The organism is Bacillus sp. G16 (assembly GCF_021282335.1).
GTDB classification, from domain to species: Bacteria; Bacillota; Bacilli; order Bacillales; family Bacillaceae; genus Bacillus; species Bacillus inaquosorum.
The window spans coordinates 203,754-224,785 of sequence record NZ_JAJSOZ010000004.1 but is presented as its reverse complement, the minus strand read 5'-3'; the positions used below and the strand labels follow the sequence as shown (position 1 = coordinate 224,785).

The window sequence follows — 21,032 nt, the reverse complement described above, 5'->3', positions numbered from 1 at the left end:
ATGAATGCGGTTACAATTGTGATAGCGTCAATGTGTATTTTGGCTATCGCCTATCGCTTATACGGAACATTTATGATGGTGAAGGTTCTCAAAGTGAATGATGACAAGCCGACGCCTGCTCACGCGCTTGAGGATGGAAAAGACTATGTGCCTACAAATAAATGGGTTTCGTTCGGCCATCATTTTGCGGCGATCGCAGCGGCCGGGCCGCTGGTCGGACCGATTCTGGCCGCGCAGTTCGGCTATTTGCCGGGGTTATTATGGCTGTTAATCGGGGCGGTAATAGGGGGAGCCGTCCATGATATCGTTGTGCTGTTTGCATCGATGCGCAAAAATGGAAAGTCGCTGTCGGAAGTGGCGAAGGATGAGCTCGGCCCTGTTGCCGGATTTTGCACGGGCCTGTCCATGCTGTTTATTATCACGATTACGATGGCGGGCCTGTCGATGGTTGTGCTGCACGCGCTTGAACGCAATCCGTGGGGAACGTTTGCGGTAGGGATTACGATTCCGATTGCGATGGGCGTGGGCTTATTTTATAAGAAAACAGGAAATTTAAAGCTCGCGTCAACAATCGGTTTTCTCTTTTTAATGGCAGGAGTCTTTATCGGCCCATGGGTGCAGACTACCGCGCTCGGTGACTTTTTAACGCTAGATACGAAAACGCTTTCAGTAGCGCTTCCTGTTTATGCGTTCTTTGCAGCGGCGCTTCCTGTTTGGCTGCTTCTCGCACCGCGTGATTATTTAAGCAGCTTTATGAAAATCGGTGTTTTTATCGCTTTGATTGCTGGGGTGTTTGTCGTCAATCCCTCCATCCCATTTCCTGCGTTTACAGAATTCGTAAAAGGCGGAGGGCCGGTGTTGGCAGGGCCCGTCTGGCCATTCATTTCAATAACCATTGCCTGCGGTGCGATCTCGGGATTCCATGCTTTTGTCGGTTCAGGAACGACGCCGAAAATGCTGAATAAGTGGAGTGATATGAAGCCGGTTGCGTTCGGTGCAATGCTTGTCGAGTGTCTTGTCGGTATCATGGCACTGATTGCGGCAACCGCCTTGCAGCCTGCTGATTACTTTGCGATTAACAGCACACCTGAGGTTTTCCGTACGCTCGGCATGGATGTTGTACATTTGCCTGAATTGAGCAGGGAAATCGGTTTAGACTTAGAAGGAAGAACAGGGGGAGCCGTCACGCTTGCAGTGGGAATGACTTATATTTTTACCGGAATGCCGTTTTTCAGCCATTTGGCCTCATACTTTTTCCAATTTGTCATTATGTTTGAAGCTGTATTTATTTTAACAGCGATTGACGCCGGCACACGTGTTGCCCGTTATTTGATTCAGGATTTCTTCGGAGAGGTGTATAAGCCGCTGAAGAAAACAGACTGGATTCCGGGATCTGTATTTGCCAGCGCGCTTGCCTGCTTGATGTGGGGTTATTTGCTGTATTCAGGGGATATCGGTTCCATTTGGGCGCTGTTCGGCGTGTCCAATCAGCTGATGGCTTCAGTGGGTCTGATTATCGGAGCGACCATAGTGCTGAAAATCGCCGATAAACGCCGTTACATTCTGACCTGCCTTATCCCGCTTGCCTATTTATATGTCACTGTCAATTATGCGGGCTATTGGATGGTGCGCCATGTGTATCTCAATCCAGAAGCAGCAGGATATAGTGTATTGAATGGCGTATTATCGATCATCATGCTGCTGTTAGGCTTCATCATTATCGTTGCAGCAGTAAAAAAATGGGCACAGATGTGGAAAGATCCGAGCTTAAGGATGGAAGCATCTATCTCGGGATAGAAGGGCTAATGAAAAATTTAAGGAGGATTGGAAATGAATCTATCAATGAAATATCTTATTCTATACGTATCAGACAGCAAGCAGGCCATTCATTTTTATCAGGATATTTTAGGACTGCCGATTCGTGCTGAACACGGCACGTATGTCGAATTTGAAACAGGCTCTACGATATTGGCGCTTAATACGCGAGAGAGCGCCAGAGAAATCACGCCGCTAGACATTCCAGATACATCTGATTCGCACACATTTGAAATCGGGTTTGTTACTGAAAATGTAGAAGTGGTCATCAAAAGGATGAGAGAACAAGGCGTATCAATTATCGAGGAGCCGAAAGTGAAACCATGGGGGCAGACGGTCGCCTATATCGCTGATCCGGATGGACATTATATCGAAATTTGCAGTCCGATGGAATAACGCACAAAAGCCCAAAACAATTTCTGTTTTGGGCTTTCTCATGATGTTTTGTGCCCGGCTGCTTCCAATAGCAAATCAGCCAGGTGAACGGCTCTGACTTTACCGCTTAGTCCTTCGCGTTCAATGCCGAGCTTCATCTGCAGCAGGCAGCCGGGATTTGCTGTTACAATGAGGATTGCTTCGGTTGCTTTGACGGCAGCCATTTTACTGTCCAGTATTTTCATAGACATCTCAGCTTCCACGATGTTATAAATTCCCGCTGATCCGCAGCAGCTGTCCGCTTTATCCATCTCTCTGAATTCGGTTCCCTTGATGCTTTGAAGAAGCTGGCGGGGCTCGAGCGACGTATGCATCACATTTCTTAGATGGCATGAATCTTGATAGGTAATGATCTGCTGCGTTTCGAGTGCTAGGTCCATCTGATGGAAATCGAGCTCAACCAAAACGGACGAAAAATCTTTCAGCTTCTGAACAAACGCAGCAGCCCGCTCCGACCACTCGGGGTCATCCTTCAGCAAATGATCATATTCAGTGAGAAAGGCTCCGCATCCTCCTGCGTTTGTAATGACAGCATCCACGTCTAACGCTTCAAAAGCAGCGATATTTTGTTTCGCGAGCTCCTTGCCTGCGTTTTTTTCACCGCTGTGTCCATGCAGGGCACCGCAGCAAGCCTGTTCAGGCGGAATGACAATGTCACAGCCTGCCAGCTGCAAAAGTTTCAGTGTGGCATTGTTGGTCGGTAAAAACATGGTATCCATTAAGCAGCCCGAAAAAAAGGCAACCCGTTTTTTCATGGGGCCAATTGACGGCAGTAAACGCGGCCGATGCTTCATGTCTTTGCTTTTGGGAACATCAGGAAGAACAGCTTCCATCGTCCGCAAATGCTCTGGCAGGACGCGAAGCATACCGGTTTTACGCACAGCGGTTTGCAGCCCTGACCGCTGATACAAACCGATAAGGCTTACAGCTGAGCGCATGCGGTTTTGATGCGGAAACAGCTCGTGAAAAGCCGCCTTTCGCATGACACGTGCGCCGAGCGAGTGTTTTTTATTTTGGTGGATAATATCTCTGGCTTCCTCAAGCAGCTGTCCGTATTTCACGCCTGACGGGCATACAGGTTCACAGGCGCGGCAGCCGAGGCAAAGTGACAGCGACCGTTCGACATCTTCATCCGGTTCAATCATACCGTCAGCTACGGCTTTCATTAAGGCGATGCGCCCGCGCGGAGAGTGAGTTTCCTGAAATCCCGATTCGATATAGGTCGGGCAGGAAGGAAGACAGAAGCCGCAGCGCATACAATTCAAAAGCTCGCCTTCATCCATGCGCACTTTAAACTCATCTTGGATCTGTTTCATTTCTTTTTCTGTTGTCATCTTTCCGTCACCACACGTTTTCTGGCGTCTTTCGCAAACATTTTGCCGGGATTTAATATGTTATGGGGATCAAATGCCGCTTTCAGCGCTTTCATCGCGGCAATGCCCTCTTTTTTCAGCTTCATTTCCAAGTAAGGCGCCTTCATGGCCCCGACTCCGTGCTCTCCGGTTATCGTCCCGCCAAGTTCAATCGCTTTCTCAAAAATCTCGGCAAAAGCCTGTTCGACACGTTCCATTTCATCCTCATTTCTTATGTCTGTCGTGCATGTCGGGTGAAGGTTCCCGTCTCCCGCATGGCCAAAGGTGCAGATGGAAATATCATATTTAGCAGCAATATCATTAATCGCTTTTACCATATTGGCGATTTCTGAGCGAGGAACGGTCGCATCCTCTAAAATCGTCGTCGGCTTGAGGCGGGCTAGGGCAGAAAGTGCAGAACGCCGGGCTTCAGCCAGGGCAAACGCTTCCTCCTCTGTTTGTGCGGTCTGAACGGAAACGGCGTCGCCTTTTTTGCAAATCGCCTCAATCTTTTCCATATCCCGTGCTACGGTTTCAAGCGGTCCGTCTTGCTCAATTAACAGAACCGCCTTTGCGTTTGTCGGAAGGCCGATTTTGGCATAATCCTCAATCACCAAAAGTGTAGGCTGGTCGAGAAATTCAAGCGTGGCGGGTATGATTTTTGCGGCAATGATGTCTGATACCGTTTGAGCAGCGGCGTCGATATTTTCATAAAGGGCAAGCAGCGTCTTCTTTGTTTCCGGCTTTGGAACGAGTTTGACGATTGCCTCTGTTACAATGCCGAGTGTTCCTTCTGAGCCGACAAAAAGACGTGTGAGATCGTATCCGGCCACATCCTTTGCGAGTTTTCCGCCGGTGCGGATGATGTCACCATTTGCGAGCACAACCTCCAGTCCAATAACATAGTCGCGGGTGACGCCGTATTTTAATCCGCGGAGCCCGCCGGAATTTTCATTGATGTTTCCGCCCATGGTTGATATTTTCATAGAACTCGGATCAGGCGGATAAAACAAACCCTTGCTTTCAACCGCGCGGATCATATCCAGCGTAATGACGCCCGGCTGGACTGTGGCGGTCAAATTTTCTTCATCAATCTCAAGAATCCGGTTCATATGCTTAAAGAGAAGAACAAGTCCGCCTTCAGTCGGGCACGTGCCGCCGCACAGGTTTGTCCCTGATCCTCTTGGAACAATCGGCACTTGATGTTCGCTGCAAATCGCTAAAATTCGTGATACTTCATCTGTATTCCTCGGTGCAATCACGGCATCAGGCATAGACTGAAACTGCGGCGTCGCATCATATGAATAGACGAGACGCCCGGCATTGGAGTCATCAAAGTTTTCCGGTCCGACGATTTGTATCAGCTGTTTTTTTACATCTTTGGTGATCATTTCACCCATCCCCCTGTCAAAAAACGCTTTTAATCTATTGTAAGAGAAAAAAAGCAAAGCCTTCCATGGAGAAACATATAAATAATGAAACTGAAACTCTCTTTATTTTGTATCTTGATCTAAAAAATAGAGTGCAACATACATTGTGACGATGTCCTCAGTGCGGTCAAAACGCAAACCTGTCAGCTGTTCAGCCTTAGACAGACGATAACGCAATGTATTGATGTGTATATGCATGTCTTCAGCGGTTTGTTTCAAAGACAAATCGTGATGAAAGAAAGTCCGTATCGTATTCATAAGCTCCAGACGTTGAAGTGCCTCACGGAATACCCTTTGCGGAAATTCATTACGGGTACCAGGGCTGATCTCAGTCAGGCACATATCAAGCTTCAGATCCTCTTCGAAGATGGGCGTTTTTCGCTTAAGGCTGACAGCCAGCGCTTTTTCCGCTTGCTCGTATGAGTCTGTCAGGCTGGAGCTTGCAACAGCCCTTCCGGCGCCAGCTGCGGCATATCGGCTGTTTGCGGTATGAGCAAACGAACAAATGAGAAGAATCTGCCGTAAAAGCCGATCCCTCTGTTCATGTTTTGGCACTTCGTGATTAATCAGAATCCGTTCATTTCCCCACCTGATGAACAAATCCGAAGGGTACGCTGATTTCCAGATATGTGTCATTTGTTCAATTTCATAGCGTGACCACTCATATCCTTGAATGAGAATCATTTGGCGCGGGGAGGCAAGGTCAATACCAAGAAGCTGGGCTTTCTCCAGAAAACCGGGTGACCATTCTTTTAATTGCAGCCAATCAATCATAAAGGACTCCAGCATTCTCTCACGCCACTGGGACTGCTCTAAATGCCACGATTCCTTAATGAACAGTTCTGTCATTTTCCGAAGCAGCTCCCCGTATGGCTGAATCTCAGCGGGCTCGCCTGTCAGCCCGAAGACGGCGATCACATCACGGTCAGAAAATACAGGGAGATTCAGGCCTGCCTTCACTCCTTTTAATTTCTTTTCATCTTCTTTTGTAATAATGACATTGCGCTTCTCTTTTGCGCAGATGAGCGCTCCCTCATGAAAACGTCCGACCCGCTCATCATTTGTGCTTGCCATAATGAGACCGTCTGTGTTCACAATAATGACTTCCCGTTCGTACATTTTTTTGACTTCAGCAATGATTTTTTTCGCTAATAACGGTTGTAAAAACATGGCGATCCCCCTCATCATGTTTTTATTATATAAGAAAAAAACCGGGCGCTGTCACCCGGTTTCATGTCTTATTGGGCGGGTTTTAATCCGCCTTCAAGCGTTTTTAGCATTTCGTTTTTCTCACTCTCGGATGCGTGCTGCCAAATGACTTCGAATAAAACGCCGAGCCCCGGAAGCATTTTTTCTTCACCGCTTTGAATCGCATCCACAATTGTATGTTCAAGCTGCTCCTGATTATTGCCGGTTACATTGGCAATGACGGCATGACGTAAATTAAGATCCATGTGAAAACGCTCCTTTTCCTAAAATGTTATACGTATATTCTAACCCTGCACCTGGTTTATTATGTGCTGTTCTTGCGATATAATAACATCATGTTAAAAAAAGGAGAGCCACACAGACAGTGAAACAAATAGAATCCGCAAAAAACCAAAAAGTGAAGGATTGGAAAAAGCTTCACACGAAAAAAGAACGAACAAAAACGAATACATTTCTGATTGAGGGAGAACATCTTGTTGAAGAGGCGCTCAAGAGTCCGGGCACGGTGAAAGAAATCCTTGTAAAGGATGAAACGAAAATTCCGTCAGAACTTGATGTAAGCATCCAGTGCTACGTGCTGAGTGAAGATGCGTTTTCAGCTGTTACTGAAACTGAAACGCCGCAGCAGATCGCCGCTGTGTGCCATATGCCTGAAGAAAAACTGGCGTCGCCTCAGCGGGTGCTGCTGATTAACGCTGTTCAAGATCCGGGAAACCTCGGCACGATGATTCGGACAGCAGATGCGGCCGGTTTAGATGCGGTTGTGCTCGGTGACGGCACGGCGGACGCCTTTAACGGAAAAACGCTTCGATCCGCGCAAGGTTCTCACTTTCATATTCCTGTTGTGAGAAGAAACCTGCATACATATGTGGATGAATTGAAAGCAGAGGGGGTAAAAGTGTACGGCACGGCGCTGCAAAACGGAGCGCCTTACAGGGATATGCCTCAGGCTGAATCCTTTGCGCTCATTGTAGGAAATGAAGGGGCAGGGGTGGATGCCGCCTTGCTGGAAAAAACGGATTTGAACCTGTACGTGCCGCTTTACGGACAGGCTGAATCTCTGAACGTTGCGATTGCAGCTGCCATCCTCGTGTATCACTTGCGAGGATAGTGTTGCGCGAAGCGTTGGATTTCTCTATAATAGAACATAATATTTGAAAAACCGTGACAGAGGACCTCAATTTCTGATCAACTGCTTTCCAGGGAGAAAATGCCGCTGACTGAGAGCATTTTTAACGCAGCCGGAAATTGTCTTCACCTCTTGAGTTGTCGCCGGGACCGCGCACACTGCGCGTAAAGGTGAACCGGAATCTGATTCCGTTATGTCAATGAAGCTGACGACAGCATCAGTCTGTCTGAAATAAGGGTGGTACCGCGGCCACAACTCGTCCCTTGTACAAGGGACGGGTTTTTTTTGTTTTCCAAAGACATATAACGGTTTGTTTACATAAAAGGAGGATGCAAAATGGAAGAAAAGCTAAAACAGCTGGAACAAGAAGCTTTAGAACAAGTAGAAGCGGCAAGCTCATTAAAGATTGTCAATGATATTCGGGTGCAATATCTCGGAAAAAAAGGGCCGATTACAGAAGTGCTGCGCGGAATGGGCAAACTTTCTGCTGAGGAACGTCCGAAAATGGGCGCGCTCGCGAACGAAGTAAGAGAGCGTATCGCCAATGCGATTGCTATCAAAAACGAGAAGCTTGAAGAAGAAGAAATGAAGCAGAAGCTTGCGGGACAGACAATCGACGTCACGCTGCCGGGGAACCCTGTCGCAGTCGGCGGCCGCCATCCGCTCACAGTTGTCATTGAAGAAATTGAAGATTTATTTATCGGTATGGGCTACACAGTCGAGGAAGGACCTGAGGTTGAAACGGATTACTACAACTTCGAATCGCTCAACCTGCCGAAAGAACACCCTGCGCGCGATATGCAGGACAGCTTTTACATTACAGAGGAAACTCTGATGAGAACGCAAACTTCTCCAGTTCAGACACGGACGATGGAAAAGCACGAAGGCAAAGGGCCGGTTAAAATCATTTGTCCGGGTAAAGTATACCGCCGTGATAACGATGATGCGACGCACTCTCACCAATTTATGCAAATTGAAGGGCTTGTCGTTGACAAAAACATCAGCATGAGTGATTTAAAAGGAACGCTTGAACTCGTTGCGAAAAAAATGTTCGGGGAAGACCGCGAAATCAGACTCCGCCCAAGCTTCTTCCCGTTTACTGAGCCTTCAGTAGAAGTAGACGTGACATGCTTTAAATGCGGAGGAAACGGCTGCTCAGTATGTAAAGGAACAGGCTGGATCGAAATCCTCGGCGCCGGCATGGTTCACCCGAACGTGCTGAGAATGGCTGGCTTTGATCCGAAGGAATATCAGGGCTTCGCATTCGGAATGGGTGTTGAGCGCATCGCGATGCTGAAATATGGCATTGATGATATCCGCCACTTCTATACAAACGATGTCAGATTTATTTCGCAGTTTAAACAGGCGTAAGAGGAGGATGCAAGGATGTTTGTTTCTTATAAATGGTTAGAGGATTATGTTGACATAAAAGGCATGGACCCGGCTGTTCTTGCTGAGAAAATTACAAGAGCCGGTATTGAGGTTGAAGGAATTGAATACAAAGGGGAAGGCATCAAAGGCGTTGTCATCGGCCACGTGCTGGAGCGCGAGCAGCATCCGAATGCTGATAAGCTGAATAAATGCCTTGTTGATATCGGAGCGGAAGCACCTGTACAAATCATTTGCGGCGCGCCGAATGTGGATAAAGGACAAAAAGTCGCAGTTGCAACAGTCGGAGCGGTGCTGCCGGGCAACTTCAAAATCAAAAAGGCAAAGCTTCGCGGTGAAGAATCAAACGGCATGATCTGTTCTTTACAGGAGCTTGGCATTGAAAGCAAGCTTGTGGCGAAGGAGTATGCGGAAGGCATTTTCGTATTCCCGAATGACGCTGAAACAGGAAACGATGCTTTAGCAGCTTTACAGCTTGACGATGCGATCCTTGAGCTTGGTTTAACGCCAAACCGCGCGGATGCCATGAACATGCTTGGTGTTGCTTACGAGGTTGCGGCGATTTTAGATACAGAGGTAAAACTTCCGCAAACGGATTATCCGGCTGCTTCAGAACAAGCGTCTGATTACATCGCTGTCAAAGTCGAAGATCAAGAAGAGAACCCGCTGTATACTGCGAAAATCATTAAAAACGTCACGATTGCTCCGTCACCGCTTTGGATGCAGACAAAGCTGATGAATGCAGGCATTCGCCCGCACAACAACGTTGTTGACATCACAAACTTTGTCCTGCTGGAATACGGACAGCCGCTTCATGCGTTTGATTATGACAGATTCGGCTCCAAGGAAGTTGTAGTAAGAAAAGCAGCTGAAAATGAAACGATCTTAACCCTTGATGATCAAGAACGTAAGCTGTCTGCCGATCACCTTGTCATTACGAACGGAACGAAAGCGCAAGCCGTTGCCGGTGTCATGGGAGGAGCAGAGTCAGAGGTTCAGGAAGATACGAAAACGATTTTGCTTGAGGCTGCGTACTTCAACGGACAGACGGTTCGCAAGGCTTCCAAAGATCTTGGGTTGAGAAGTGAATCAAGCGTAAGATTTGAAAAAGGCATTGATCCGGCGCGCGTACGTCTTGCGGCAGAACGGGCTGCACAGCTGATCCAACTGTATGCAGGCGGTGAAGTGCTCGCTGGAACGGTTGAGGAAGATCACCTGACAATCGAAGCAAATAACATTCATGTTTCTGCTGATAAAGTGAGCCGCGTCCTCGGCATGACAATCAGCAAAGAAGAACTGATCAGCATTTATAATCGTCTCGGCTTTACTGTCGGTGAAGCAAATGATTTGCTCGTCGTGACAGTTCCATCACGCCGCGGTGACATTACAATCGAAGAGGATTTAATTGAAGAAGCGGCAAGACTGTACGGCTACGATAACATTCCGTCTACGCTTCCTGAGACAGCGGGAACAACAGGCGGATTAACGCCATATCAGGCAAAACGCCGTAAAGTCAGACGTTTTCTTGAAGGCGCAGGCTTGTCACAAGCCATCACTTACTCACTGACAAACGAGAAGAAAGCGGCAGCGTTTGCGATTGAAAAATCACTGAACACTGTGCTTGCGCTTCCGATGAGTGAAGAAAGAAGCATTCTCAGACACAGTCTTGTTCCGAATCTGCTTGACTCCGTTTCTTACAACCTGGCGAGACAGACTGACTCAGTCGCACTGTACGAAGTCGGCTCCGTTTTCCTGACGAAGGAAGAGGACACAAAACCTGTTGAAACAGAACGCGTGGCAGGAGCTGTTACCGGATTATGGCGCAAGCAGCTGTGGCAGGGCGAGAAAAAAACGGTTGATTTCTTCGTCGCTAAAGGAATTGTAGAAGGGCTGTTAGAAAAACTGAACGTCCTCGACAGCATTGAATTTGTTCAGTCTGAACGCAAACAGTTGCACCCAGGCAGAACAGCGAACATTCTATTGAATGGTTCTCTTATCGGCTTCATCGGCCAAGTCCATCCTTCATTGGAAAAAGAACTGGATATAAAAGAGACATACGTGTTTGAGCTTGATCTTCATGCGTTACTCGCAGCGGAAACAGCGCCGCTTGTTTACACGGCGATTCCAAAATATCCGTCTGTGACACGTGATATCGCGCTTGTAACAGATAAATCCGTCACAAGCGGCCAGCTCGAAAGCGTCATTAAAGAGGCTGGCGGAAAGCTTCTGAAAGAAGTATCCGTCTTTGACGTATACGAAGGCGAGCATATGGAGGAAGGCAAAAAGTCAGTTGCTTTCTCACTTCAATATGTAAACCCTGAACAAACCCTGACTGAAGAAGAAGTGACAAAGGCGCACAGCAAAGTGCTGAAGGCGTTAGAAGACAAATATCAGGCCGTTTTAAGAGGCTAATAAAAAAGCTTGCAGATTTATCTGCAAGCTTTTTTCTATGAACGTTTTTTAGCGGCAAGGCGCTGCGCTTTCTGCGTATTGGCAAAATGGAGTTTTGTAAAGGCTCTGAGAGCGGATGCCCCTTTTTTAAGGATCAGCTTGGCAGCCGCCTCATCCACGTGCGGGCCGGCCCCTTTCGGAAGCGTCATTCCTGCCTCACGCGATAGTTTATCCATTTCCATTAAAAACGAATATCTTGCAATGATTGAAGCAGCGGCGACTGACAGGTGAATGCCTTCAGCCTTTGTGCTAAAATAGGTCCGCTCCTTCACAATGTCTCTGCCCTTTAAATGATTGAAGTAGACGCCAGGCTCAGCGAATTGGTCAATCAAAATGGCCTCAGGCTTTACCCCGTCCATTTTTCTTAACAAATGGGTGATGGCCTGATTGTGCAGCAAGGCTTTCATTTTCCCTTGGCTCATGCCTTTTTCCTGCATGCTGTTGTATTTTTCATTCTTTAACACAAGCAGGCTGTACGGAATGGTTTTGATCAGGTTTCGGGCAATCTCAATGATTTGCGGGTCCTTTAAGTCTTTAGAGTCCTTAACACCGAGTTCCTTCATTAAAGGAAGCATGGTTTTGTCGACGTACGCGCATACAACCGTCATCGGGCCAAAGTAATCTCCAGTTCCGACCTCGTCAGAGCCGATAACAGACATTCCGGCGATATTTGCCGGAGGAACATAGCGGGGATCAGCCGGCTTTTTGGCCGTTTTCTTCTTTTCCTGCGGCTCTGCTGTTCCCCAGCGCGCGGATTCTGCCGCTGCGTTTTTACCTTGAAATAAGACCTTGCCGGATTTATATGCTGTAATGGTACAGCCTGGCGGTTTCGCCTGAAAAACGGCTCCCTGCGGAACAGAGGCAGTAAGCGAACCGCTATACGTCATTTTCATTTGGTCAATAGCAGACAACGGTACTTTTATAACAGAATGGGACACGTAATAATCTCCTTTTTTTACACTTTTCGCTGTATATACCAGTGTATCATAACAGCGGGAGGCTCGTCTTTCCATTCATTTAATAAACGTGTTATGATAAGAACTAGGATTCTCACGGAATGGAGGAGAAACGTTGTCTGACGGCAAAAAAACAAAAACAACCGTTGACATTTACGGCCAGCACTTCACGATTGTCGGTGAAGAAAGCAAAGCCCATATGAGGTATGTCGCCGGAATTGTTGATGATAAAATGAGAGAAATCAATGAAAAAAATCCATACCTTGATATAAATAAACTTGCAGTGCTGACAGCGGTAAATGTGGTGCACGATTATGTCAAATTACAAGAGAAATATGAGAAACTGGAGCGTCAGCTTAAAGAAAAGGATTGAACAACTATGCTAGATATCATCATCTTAATCTTGCTCCTGATGGGGACTTTACTGGGATTAAAACGCGGTTTTATTCTGCAGTTTATCCGCTTGACGAGCTTTATTTTATCGATCGCCTTTGCGGCTTTATTCTATAAAAATGTGGCGCCGCATTTAAAGTGGATTCCCGCACCCGATTTTTCAGCGGGACAGCCGGCTCTTTCTTTTTTTACGGGAAATTTGGAAGCAGCCTACTATAATGCGATTGCGTTTATCGTTTTATTTATTATCGCTAAAATCTTACTGAGAATCATAGGCTCATTCTTGAGTATTGTAGCCGGCATTCCGGTGATTAAACAAATCAACCAGGTGCTGGGCGCCGTTCTCGGTTTTCTTGAAGTCTATTTATTTACATTTGTGCTGCTGTATGTTGCATCCGTGCTTCCGGTAGATGCTTTGCAGCAAATGATGGGGCAATCGTCTCTCGCAAATGTGATCATTAACCATACACCGTATTTGTCAGGGCTCCTACAAGAGCTGTGGACACAGTACGGGGCATAAAAAACTTCTCTTGTCCGGAGAAGTTTTTTTCAAGTATGATGGAAACATATGTGAACGTCTGGGGGTTATTGTATGCATAAAAAAGATATTATCCGGCTGCTTGAAACCATTGCAGTCTACATGGAACTCAAAGGGGACAACCCGTTTAAAGTATCCGCCTTCCGAAAAGCAGCGGCAGCCCTGGAACAGGATGACCGCAGTTTATCAGAAATGGACGATATGATGTCGCTGTCCGGCATTGGAAAAGGAACGTACAGCGTCATTAAAGAGTATATAGATGAAGGAAAGTCAAGTACACTCGAATCGCTGCAGAAAGAAGTGCCGGAAGGACTCGTGCCTTTATTGAAGCTGCCGGGCCTCGGCGGCAAAAAAATCGCAAAGCTGTATAAAGAGCTCGGCGTACATGATGCAGAATCTCTGAAGGAAGCCTGTGAACAGCAAAAGGTACAAGGTCTTGCGGGTTTTGGCAAAAAATCAGAAGAAAAAATATTACAGGCGCTCGGGGAAGCCGGAAAACAGCCTGAACGGTTCCCGATCGGCTACGCCCTCCGGATCGCCAGGGACATTGAAGAGCATCTTGCTCAATTTACGGATATCATCAAATTTTCCCGTGCCGGAAGTCTCCGCAGAGCGCGGGAAACGGTGAAGGATCTGGATTATATCATTGCCACAGATCATCCGGCTGAAGTAAGAGAGCAGCTGCTTGCACTGCCAAACATCAAAAGCGTGATCGCGAGCGGAGATACGAAGGTGTCCGTTATCCTTTCCTTTGAATATGAAACAAGCGTTGATTTCCGTCTTGTCACGGAAGAGCAGTTTCCGACAACACTCCATCATTTTACGGGATCAAAGGATCACAACATTAAGATGCGCCAAATCGCGAAAGAACGCGGCGAGCGGATCAGTGAATACGGCGTCGAGACAGTTGAAACCGGAGATATCAAAACATTTCCGAGTGAACGTGAATTTTATGCGCACTTCGGCCTGCCGCTGATTCCGCCGGAGCTCCGTGAAAGCGGGCAAGAAGTGGAAACCTACAGCGACAGCATTGAATTGATAGAGCCCGAGCAAATCAAGGGAGATCTCCACATGCACTCAACGTGGAGCGATGGGGCGTTTTCTATCAGAGAGATGGCTGAAGCATGCATGGAAAAAGGCTATCAATATATGGCGATCACCGATCACTCGCAATATTTAAAGGTTGCCAACGGGCTGACTGCAGAAAGGCTCAAGCAGCAGGCAAAAGAAATTGACGCACTGAATGCTGAGTTCGAGAATTTCCAGATCTTGAAAGGCGTCGAGATGGATATTCTGCCTGACGGTACGCTTGATTATGATGACGACGTGCTGGCCGAAATGGATATCGTTATTGCATCGATTCATTCCAGCTTTAATCAGCCGGAACACGTCATTATGAAACGGCTTGAGACGGCACTGACCAACAAGCATGTTGACATTATCGCACACCCGACCGGACGCCTGATCGGCAGACGGGCCGGTTACGAAATCGATATTGATAAGCTGATTGAGCTTGCGAAGAAAACAAATACGGCGCTTGAACTCAACGCCAATCCTGCGCGCCTCGATTTGCGCACAGAACATTTAATCAAAGCAAACGAACAAGGGGTCACATTGGTCATTAATACCGATGCCCATAATATTGAGATGTTAGACGATATGAAAACCGGCGTTACTGCCGCGCGCAAAGGATGGACGGAAACGAAAAACGTTCTGAATGCCCGGTCGCTTAAAGACGTAGAGGCATTCCTGAAGCGCAACGATTAAGTAAGGAGGCTCACACAATCGTGCAGCAAAAAGTATTATCAGCTCTTGAATTTCATAAAGTGAAAGAACAGGTTATTGAGCACGCCGCTTCATCGCTCGGAAAAGAAATGCTTCTCGAGCTTAAGCCTTCTGCTTCTATAGACGAAATCAAAAAACAGCTTGATGAAGTAGATGAAGCTTCCGCCATTATCCGGCTGAGAGGGCAGGCGCCATTTGGCGGCCTTACTGATATTAGAGGAGCGTTAAGACGGGCGGAAATCGGCAGTGTTCTCAGTCCTTCAGAATTCACTGAGATCTCAGGTCTGCTTTACGCAGTTAAACAAATGAAACATTTTATCAGCCAAATGGCTGAAGACGGTGTCGACATTCCGCTGATCCATCAGCATGCTGAACAGCTTATCACGCTTTCCGATTTAGAACGGGACATTAATTCCTGCATTGATGATCACGGAGAAGTGCTTGATCATGCATCAGGAACATTAAGAGGAATCCGCACACAGCTCAAAACACTCGAATCGAGAATCAGAGACCGGTTAGAGTCCATGCTGCGCTCCTCCTCCGCTTCAAAAATGCTGTCTGATACGATCGTTACGATTCGGAATGACCGTTTTGTGATCCCGGTCAAACAAGAGTACAGATCAAGCTACGGAGGAATTGTGCATGATACCTCTTCCTCAGGCGCGACACTGTTCATTGAACCGCAGGCAATTGTAGATATGAACAACTCACTTCAGCAGGCGAAAGTGAAAGAAAAGCAAGAAATTGAACGGATTTTGCGCGTGCTCACAGAGCATACGGCGGAGCACACAGAAGAGCTCTTTCAAGATTTGCAAGTGCTGCAGACGCTTGACTTTATTTTTGCAAAAGCAAGATATGCAAAAGCGGTCAAAGCGACAAAACCGATCGTGAACGACAACGGCTTTGTCCGTTTGAAAAAGGCACGCCACCCATTGCTTCCGCCTGATCAAGTGGTTGCTAATGACATCGAGCTTGGCGGCGATTTTTCAACCATTGTCATTACAGGGCCAAACACCGGGGGGAAAACAGTCACCCTTAAAACGTTAGGCCTGTTAACCTTGATGGCGCAATCCGGACTTCATATTCCGGCAGATGAAGGGTCAGAAGCCGCCGTATTTGAGCATGTGTTCGCTGATATCGGCGATGAACAGTCGATTGAGCAAAGCTTAAGTACGTTCTCATCCCATATGGTGAACATTGTCGGCATTTTAGAACATGTCAATGAAAACAGCCTTGTGCTTTTCGATGAACTGGGTGCAGGGACAGACCCGCAGGAAGGGGCGGCTCTCGCCATGAGCATCTTGGATGACGTGCATCGCACCAATGCTAGAGTGTTAGCCACGACGCATTACCCGGAATTGAAGGCGTACGGCTATAACAGAGAAGGCGTCATGAATGCCAGCGTCGAATTTGACATTGAAACACTGTCACCAACCTATAAACTTTTAATTGGTGTGCCGGGACGAAGCAACGCCTTCGAAATTTCAAAACGCCTCGGACTCCCGGACCATATTATCGGGCAGGCCAAATCAGAAATGACGGCCGAGCATAACGAAGTCGACACGATGATTGCGTCGCTCGAACAAAGCAAAAAACGCGCGGAAGAAGAACTTTCTGAGACGGAATCAATCAGAAAAGAAGCAGAAAAGCTGCATAAAGAGCTGCAGCAGCAAATTATCGAGCTCAACAGCAAAAAAGACAAAATGCTCGAAGAGGCTGAACAGCAAGCGGCTGAAAAAGTAAAAGCGGCAACGAAAGAAGCCGAAGATATTATTCATGAATTGCGCTCAATAAAAGAAGAACACAAATCCTTCAAGGATCACGAGCTGATCAACGCGAAGAAACGGTTAGAAGGCGCAGTTCCTACTTTTGAAAAGTCCAAAAAACCAGAAAAACCGAAAACGCAAAAACGCGACTTCAAGCCTGGTGATGAGGTGAAAGTCCTCACCTTCGGGCAAAAAGGAACACTGCTTGAAAAAACCGGCGGCAATGAATGGAATGTTCAAATCGGAATTTTAAAAATGAAAGTAAAAGAAAAAGACCTGGAGTTTATCAAATCAGCTCCAGAACCAAAAAAAGAAAAAATCATTACGGCGGTCAAAGGGAAGGACTACCACGTATCGCTTGAACTTGACCTTCGCGGCGAACGCTATGAAAATGCCCTCAGCCGTGTTGAAAAATACTTGGATGATGCAGTATTAGCCGGATATCCAAGAGTGTCAATCATCCACGGAAAAGGAACCGGCGCTTTAAGAAAAGGCGTGCAGGATCTCCTGAAAAACCATCGCAGCGTTAAAAGCTCCCGTTTCGGTGAAGCAGGTGAGGGAGGATCAGGCGTTACGGTTGTTGAACTAAAATAAAAGGGAGTATGGCCATGAGTGATTTTTGGGAAAACGAGCTTGTGGAAATCGCGGCATATTACAGTGTCGCGGTTCTCTGCCTCGTCCTCTTTTTGACTGTGTTTGAGCTGGTGACGGCTTATAAAAACTGGGAAGAGATTCAAAAAGGGAATCTTGCGGTGGCAATGGCGACCGGCGGAAAAATTTTAGGAATCGCAAACGTGTTTCAGCATTCCATCTCCCAGCACAATTCTCTGCTGCAAATGATCGGCTGGGGCGTTTACGGGTTTGTTATGCTTCTGATCAGTTACTTTATTTTTGAGTTTTTGACTCCGCGGTTTAAAATTGATCAGGAAATCGAGAATGATAACCGGGCTGTCGGCTTTATTTCATTTGTCATTTCTGTCGGGCTTTCATTTGTGGTGGCAGCCGGAATATAAGGGGACGGAGAATAGATGGAAAAGCTTGCAAAAGTACTACTCGCCGCGGCGGGAATCTTTTTGTTAATTGGTCTTATATATCTGTTCGTATCATGAGAAAAAGAAAGATTTCCCTTTCTTTTTCTTTTTTTTGCCGTCCATCTGCTATAATGATAGGGTGGAACTCAAAAACCGAAAGGGGAGGTTTTATGCAGTCTCAAAAGCCGTGGCTTGCCGAGTATCCCGACGATATCCCGCATGAGCTTCCATTGCCGAACAAAACCCTGCAATCCATCCTGACAGACTCCGCCGCACAATTCCCTGACAAAACCGCAATAACTTTTTATGGAAAAAAACTCACCTTTCATGACATTCTGACGGACGCTCTTAAACTCGCAGCTTTTTTGCAGAACAATGGCCTGCAAAAAGGAGACAGAGTGGCTGTTATGCTGCCCAATTGCCCGCAATCAGTCATTTCTTATTACGGTGTCTTGTTTGCCGGCGGCATCGTGGTGCAGACGAATCCGCTTTATACCGAGCACGAGCTAGAATACCAGCTGAGAGATGCTGAGGCAAGCGTGATCATCACCTTAGATTTGCTTTTCCCGAAGGCAATAAAAATGAAAACGTTATCAATTGTCGATCAGATTTTGATAACCAGCATAAAAGACTATTTGCCTTTTCCGAAAAATATTCTTTACCCGCTGACGCAAAAACAAAAAGTGCACATCGATTTTGACAAAAAAGATCACATTCACACGTTCGCCTCTAGCATAAAGCAGGAAAAAATGGAACTTCTGACAATCCCGAAGATTGATCCTGAACATGATATCGCTGTTCTCCAGTATACCGGAGGAACAACGGGGGCTCCAAAAGGGGTCATGCTCACGCACCGGAATATTTTGGCCAATACCGAAATGTGCGCGGCTTGGATGTACGATGTGAAGGAAGGCGCTGAAAAAGTGCTTGGCATCGTCCCGTTTTTTCACGTCTACGGGCTGACGGCAGTGATGAATTATTCGATTAAGCAAGGCTTTGAAATGATTCTTCTTCCTAAGTTCGATCCGCTCGAAACGCTTAAAATCATCGACAAACAAAAACCGACGCTCTTTCCAGGCGCACCGACGATTTACATCGGCCTTTTGCATCACCCTGAATTGCAGCAATATGATCTGTCATCGATTAAAAGCTGTCTTAGCGGATCTGCCGCGCTCCCTGTTGAGGTAAAACAGAAATTTGAAAAGGTGACTGGCGGAAAGCTTGTGGAAGGCTATGGTTTGTCTGAGGCATCACCAGTGACGCACGCCAATTTTATCTGGGGGAAAAACAAGCCGGGCAGTATCGGCTGTCCTTGGCCGGGTACTGACGCAGCGATCTATTCTGAGGAGACCGGTGAGTTTGCCGCTCCATATGAGCATGGAGAAATCATTGTAAAAGGTCCGCAAGTCATGAAAGGATATTGGAACAAACCGGAGGAAACCGCCGCTGTACTAAGAGACGGCTGGCTGTTCACCGGAGACATGGGCTATATGGATGAAGAGGGCTTTTTCTATATTGCCGACAGGAAGAAGGACATCATTATCGCCGGCGGTTATAATATTTACCCGCGTGAAGTCGAAGAGGTGCTTTATGAACATGAAGCCATCCAGGAAATTGTGGTTGCAGGTGTGCCCGATTCCTACAGGGGAGAAACAGTAAAAGCATTTGTCGTGTTAAAGAAAGATGCAAAAGCCGATGCAGAAGAACTGGACGCTTTTGCCAGATCCCGCCTCGCTCCTTACAAGGTGCCGAAAGCCTATGAGTTCAGAAAAGAGCTGCCGAAAACAGCGGTCGGGAAAATTTTAAGAAGGCGTTTACTCGAAGAAGAAATTGAAAATCATCACATCAAATAACAGAAGAAAAAGAGAACACCTGTGAATAAACTTGACAAAGCCGAAAATCCTTTTTATCATGAAATTATGAATGAATAGTCATTCATTTCTATAGGAAGGAACGATGAACATTGAAGCAAAAACGGCCAAAGTATATGCAGATTATTGATGCAGCAGTAGAAGTCATTGCGGAAAACGGCTACCACCAGTCACAGGTATCCAAAATTGCCAAACAAGCCGGAGTAGCGGACGGCACCATCTATCTCTATTTCAAAAACAAAGAAGACATTTTAATTTCTCTTTTCAAAGAAAAAATGGGCCAATTTATTGAGCGGATGGAAGAGGACATAAAAGAAAAGACAACAGCGAAAGAGAAACTGGCGCTTGTGATTTCAAAGCATTTTTCCCTTTTAGCCGATGACCATAATCTCGCGATTGTCACTCAGCTTGAGCTCCGCCAGTCAAACTTGGAGCTGCGCCAGAAAATCAATGAAATATTAAAAGGCTACTTAAATATTTTAGATGGCATCTTGACCGAAGGCATACAATCAGGCGAATTAAAAGAGGGCCTCGATGTCCGCCTCGCCCGGCAGATGATTTTTGGAACGATTGACGAAACTGTGACAACTTGGGTTATGAATGACCAAAAGTACGATCTCGCTGCCTTGTCAGACAGCGTTTTAGAATTGTTGGTGTCCGGAATTCACAATAAGTAAAGGGGTTCTGTCCTATGAATGCAATATCACTGGCAGTTGATCAATTTGTGGCAGTTTTGACGATTCACCATCCGCCGGCAAATGCGCTTTCCAGCCGGATATTAGAAGAGCTGTCCTCCTGTCTTGATCAATGTGAGACAGATGCAGGCGTACGAAGCATTATCATTCACGGTGAGGGAAGATTTTTCTCAGCCGGCGCTGATATTAAAGAATTTACATCACTTAAAGGCAATGAGGATTCCTCACTGCTGGCTGAGCGCGGCCAGCAGCTGATGGAAAGAATTGAAGGCTTCCCGAAACCGATTATCGCAGCGATTCACGGTGCTGCTCTTGGCGGAGGGCTGGAGCTTGCGATGGCTTGTCATATCAGAATTGCGGCAGAAGATGCCAAACTGGGGCTCCCGGAGCTTAACCTCGGTATTATACCGGGTTTTGCGGGGACACAGCGTCTACCAAGATATATCGGTACAGCCAAAGCGCTTGAGCTCATCGGATCTGGAGAACCGATATCCGGAAAAGAAGCGCTTGATCTCGGGCTTGTGTCAATTGGAGCAAAGGATGAAGCAGAAGTGCTTGAAAAAGCAAAAGCACTTGCCGCTAAGTTTGCAGAAAAAAGCCCGCAAACGCTGGCATCACTGCTTGAGCTTCTTTACTCAAACAAGGTGTATTCCTATGAAGGCAGCTTAAAGCTTGAAGCGAAGCGGTTTGGAGAAGCATTTGAGTCAGAGGACGCCAAAGAAGGCATCCAGGCATTTCTCGAAAAAAGAAAGCCTCAGTTCAAAGGCGAATAAAAGGGGATATGATC

At 46.8% G+C, this 21,032-nt stretch carries 20 protein-coding genes; 14 read left to right on the top strand and 6 right to left on the bottom strand.

Annotation, left to right across the window (positions count from 1 at the left end):
* From cstA to LWH95_RS06695, 3 genes are read left to right on the top strand one after another with little or no spacing between them, the layout of a single operon-like run.
* Nucleotides 1-1,797 (top strand): carbon starvation CstA family protein, encoded by a 1,797-nt coding sequence (cstA, locus tag LWH95_RS06705; RefSeq protein ID WP_232919192.1) that lies wholly within the window; start codon nt 1-3, stop codon nt 1,795-1,797.
* Nucleotides 1,740-1,928 carry a hypothetical protein gene (locus LWH95_RS06700; protein ID WP_232919191.1) on the top strand — a complete coding sequence of 63 codons (189 nt, stop codon included), beginning with the start codon at nt 1,740-1,742 and terminating at the stop codon, nt 1,926-1,928. The genes cstA and LWH95_RS06700 overlap by 58 nt, the downstream gene beginning before the upstream one ends.
* Nucleotides 1,843-2,211, top strand: a complete 369-nt coding sequence (locus tag LWH95_RS06695; protein WP_232919235.1) for a VOC family protein — start codon at nt 1,843-1,845, stop codon at nt 2,209-2,211. The genes LWH95_RS06700 and LWH95_RS06695 overlap by 86 nt, the downstream gene beginning before the upstream one ends.
* Before the next feature lie 38 nt (nt 2,212-2,249).
* Here the strand turns inward: LWH95_RS06695 and LWH95_RS06690 are convergent, their stop codons facing one another.
* From LWH95_RS06690 to sspI, 4 genes are all read right to left on the bottom strand, one after another.
* Nucleotides 2,250-3,584 carry a (Fe-S)-binding protein gene (locus LWH95_RS06690; RefSeq protein ID WP_232919190.1) on the bottom strand — a complete coding sequence of 445 codons (1,335 nt, stop codon included), beginning with the start codon at nt 3,582-3,584 and terminating at the stop codon, nt 2,250-2,252.
* Nucleotides 3,581-4,993 (bottom strand): glycolate oxidase subunit GlcD, encoded by a 1,413-nt coding sequence (gene glcD, locus LWH95_RS06685; protein WP_232919189.1) that lies wholly within the window; start codon nt 4,991-4,993, stop codon nt 3,581-3,583. The genes LWH95_RS06690 and glcD overlap by 4 nt, the downstream gene beginning before the upstream one ends.
* Nucleotides 4,994-5,095: 102 nt before the next feature.
* Nucleotides 5,096-6,202: a CdaR family transcriptional regulator gene (locus tag LWH95_RS06680; RefSeq protein WP_232919188.1), complete on the bottom strand. Its 1,107-nt coding sequence runs from the start codon at nt 6,200-6,202 to the stop codon at nt 5,096-5,098.
* Nucleotides 6,203-6,270: 68 nt separating this feature from the next.
* On the bottom strand, nt 6,271-6,486 hold the full coding sequence (gene sspI / locus LWH95_RS06675) for a small acid-soluble spore protein SspI (RefSeq protein WP_003222464.1): 216 nt from the start codon (nt 6,484-6,486) through the stop codon (nt 6,271-6,273).
* A gap of 119 nt (nt 6,487-6,605) precedes the next feature.
* Here sspI and LWH95_RS06670 point away from each other — a divergent pair, with 119 nt between their 5' ends.
* Nucleotides 6,606-7,352, top strand: a complete 747-nt coding sequence (locus tag LWH95_RS06670; protein ID WP_232919187.1) for a TrmH family RNA methyltransferase — start codon at nt 6,606-6,608, stop codon at nt 7,350-7,352.
* A 66-nt stretch (nt 7,353-7,418) separates the two neighbouring features.
* On the opposite strand, the gene LWH95_RS06665 is transcribed toward LWH95_RS06670, so the two are convergent.
* Nucleotides 7,419-7,625, bottom strand: coding sequence for a hypothetical protein (locus tag LWH95_RS06665; protein WP_019259117.1), 207 nt, complete (start codon nt 7,623-7,625; stop codon nt 7,419-7,421).
* Between the two features lie 81 nt (nt 7,626-7,706).
* On the opposite strand from LWH95_RS06665, the gene pheS reads away from it, so the two are divergent.
* Nucleotides 7,707-8,741 carry a phenylalanine--tRNA ligase subunit alpha gene (pheS, locus tag LWH95_RS06660; RefSeq protein ID WP_003237687.1) on the top strand — a complete coding sequence of 345 codons (1,035 nt, stop codon included), beginning with the start codon at nt 7,707-7,709 and terminating at the stop codon, nt 8,739-8,741.
* A gap of 15 nt (nt 8,742-8,756) precedes the next feature.
* Nucleotides 8,757-11,171 carry a phenylalanine--tRNA ligase subunit beta gene (gene pheT / locus LWH95_RS06655; protein WP_232919186.1) on the top strand — a complete coding sequence of 805 codons (2,415 nt, stop codon included), beginning with the start codon at nt 8,757-8,759 and terminating at the stop codon, nt 11,169-11,171.
* A gap of 35 nt (nt 11,172-11,206) precedes the next feature.
* On the opposite strand, the gene rnhC is transcribed toward pheT, so the two are convergent.
* Nucleotides 11,207-12,148 carry a ribonuclease HIII gene (gene rnhC, locus LWH95_RS06650; RefSeq protein WP_060399235.1) on the bottom strand — a complete coding sequence of 314 codons (942 nt, stop codon included), beginning with the start codon at nt 12,146-12,148 and terminating at the stop codon, nt 11,207-11,209.
* 133 nt (nt 12,149-12,281) lie between these two features.
* Between rnhC and zapA the strand changes: the two genes are divergently transcribed.
* From zapA to LWH95_RS06610, 8 genes are all read left to right on the top strand, one after another.
* A complete protein-coding gene (gene zapA, locus LWH95_RS06645) occupies nt 12,282-12,539 on the top strand; it encodes a cell division protein ZapA (protein ID WP_003237682.1) in 258 nt (85 codons plus the stop codon).
* 6 nt (nt 12,540-12,545) lie between these two features.
* Nucleotides 12,546-13,079: a CvpA family protein gene (locus LWH95_RS06640; protein WP_003237680.1), complete on the top strand. Its 534-nt coding sequence runs from the start codon at nt 12,546-12,548 to the stop codon at nt 13,077-13,079.
* Nucleotides 13,080-13,151: 72 nt separating this feature from the next.
* On the top strand, nt 13,152-14,864 hold the full coding sequence (polX, locus tag LWH95_RS06635) for a DNA polymerase/3'-5' exonuclease PolX (protein ID WP_232919185.1): 1,713 nt from the start codon (nt 13,152-13,154) through the stop codon (nt 14,862-14,864).
* 20 nt (nt 14,865-14,884) lie between these two features.
* A complete protein-coding gene (locus LWH95_RS06630) occupies nt 14,885-17,242 on the top strand; it encodes an endonuclease MutS2 (protein WP_232919184.1) in 2,358 nt (785 codons plus the stop codon).
* 14 nt (nt 17,243-17,256) lie between these two features.
* Nucleotides 17,257-17,661, top strand: a complete 405-nt coding sequence (locus tag LWH95_RS06625) for a DUF350 domain-containing protein (protein WP_003237674.1) — start codon at nt 17,257-17,259, stop codon at nt 17,659-17,661.
* A 188-nt stretch (nt 17,662-17,849) separates the two neighbouring features.
* A complete protein-coding gene (gene lcfA / locus LWH95_RS06620; RefSeq protein WP_148982119.1) occupies nt 17,850-19,532 on the top strand; it encodes a long-chain-fatty-acid--CoA ligase LcfA in 1,683 nt (560 codons plus the stop codon).
* 110 nt (nt 19,533-19,642) lie between these two features.
* The gene (fadR, locus tag LWH95_RS06615; protein ID WP_003237670.1) at nt 19,643-20,227 is read left to right on the top strand and encodes a fatty acid metabolism transcriptional regulator FadR; all 585 of its coding nucleotides are present in this window, start codon (nt 19,643-19,645) and stop codon (nt 20,225-20,227) included.
* A gap of 14 nt (nt 20,228-20,241) precedes the next feature.
* Nucleotides 20,242-21,018: an enoyl-CoA hydratase gene (locus LWH95_RS06610; RefSeq protein ID WP_003237668.1), complete on the top strand. Its 777-nt coding sequence runs from the start codon at nt 20,242-20,244 to the stop codon at nt 21,016-21,018.
* Nucleotides 21,019-21,032: the final 14 nt, after the last annotated feature.

What these genes read in the sequence shown, in the direction of transcription:
- cstA (WP_232919192.1), top strand. Translation starts at nt 1, where the DNA reads ATGAATGCGGTTACAATTGTGATAGCGTCAATGTGTATTTTGGCTATC.
- LWH95_RS06700 (WP_232919191.1), top strand. Translation starts at nt 1,740, where the DNA reads ATGGGCACAGATGTGGAAAGATCCGAGCTTAAGGATGGAAGCATCTAT.
- LWH95_RS06695 (WP_232919235.1), top strand. Translation starts at nt 1,843, where the DNA reads ATGAAATATCTTATTCTATACGTATCAGACAGCAAGCAGGCCATTCAT.
- LWH95_RS06690 (WP_232919190.1), bottom strand. Translation starts at nt 3,584, where the DNA reads ATGACAACAGAAAAAGAAATGAAACAGATCCAAGATGAGTTTAAAGTG.
- glcD (WP_232919189.1), bottom strand. Translation starts at nt 4,993, where the DNA reads ATGATCACCAAAGATGTAAAAAAACAGCTGATACAAATCGTCGGACCG.
- LWH95_RS06680 (WP_232919188.1), bottom strand. Translation starts at nt 6,202, where the DNA reads ATGTTTTTACAACCGTTATTAGCGAAAAAAATCATTGCTGAAGTCAAA.
- sspI (WP_003222464.1), bottom strand. Translation starts at nt 6,486, where the DNA reads ATGGATCTTAATTTACGTCATGCCGTCATTGCCAATGTAACCGGCAAT.
- pheS (WP_003237687.1), top strand. Translation starts at nt 7,707, where the DNA reads ATGGAAGAAAAGCTAAAACAGCTGGAACAAGAAGCTTTAGAACAAGTA.
- pheT (WP_232919186.1), top strand. Translation starts at nt 8,757, where the DNA reads ATGTTTGTTTCTTATAAATGGTTAGAGGATTATGTTGACATAAAAGGC.
- LWH95_RS06640 (WP_003237680.1), top strand. Translation starts at nt 12,546, where the DNA reads ATGCTAGATATCATCATCTTAATCTTGCTCCTGATGGGGACTTTACTG.
- polX (WP_232919185.1), top strand. Translation starts at nt 13,152, where the DNA reads ATGCATAAAAAAGATATTATCCGGCTGCTTGAAACCATTGCAGTCTAC.
- LWH95_RS06625 (WP_003237674.1), top strand. Translation starts at nt 17,257, where the DNA reads ATGAGTGATTTTTGGGAAAACGAGCTTGTGGAAATCGCGGCATATTAC.
- lcfA (WP_148982119.1), top strand. Translation starts at nt 17,850, where the DNA reads ATGCAGTCTCAAAAGCCGTGGCTTGCCGAGTATCCCGACGATATCCCG.
- LWH95_RS06610 (WP_003237668.1), top strand. Translation starts at nt 20,242, where the DNA reads ATGAATGCAATATCACTGGCAGTTGATCAATTTGTGGCAGTTTTGACG.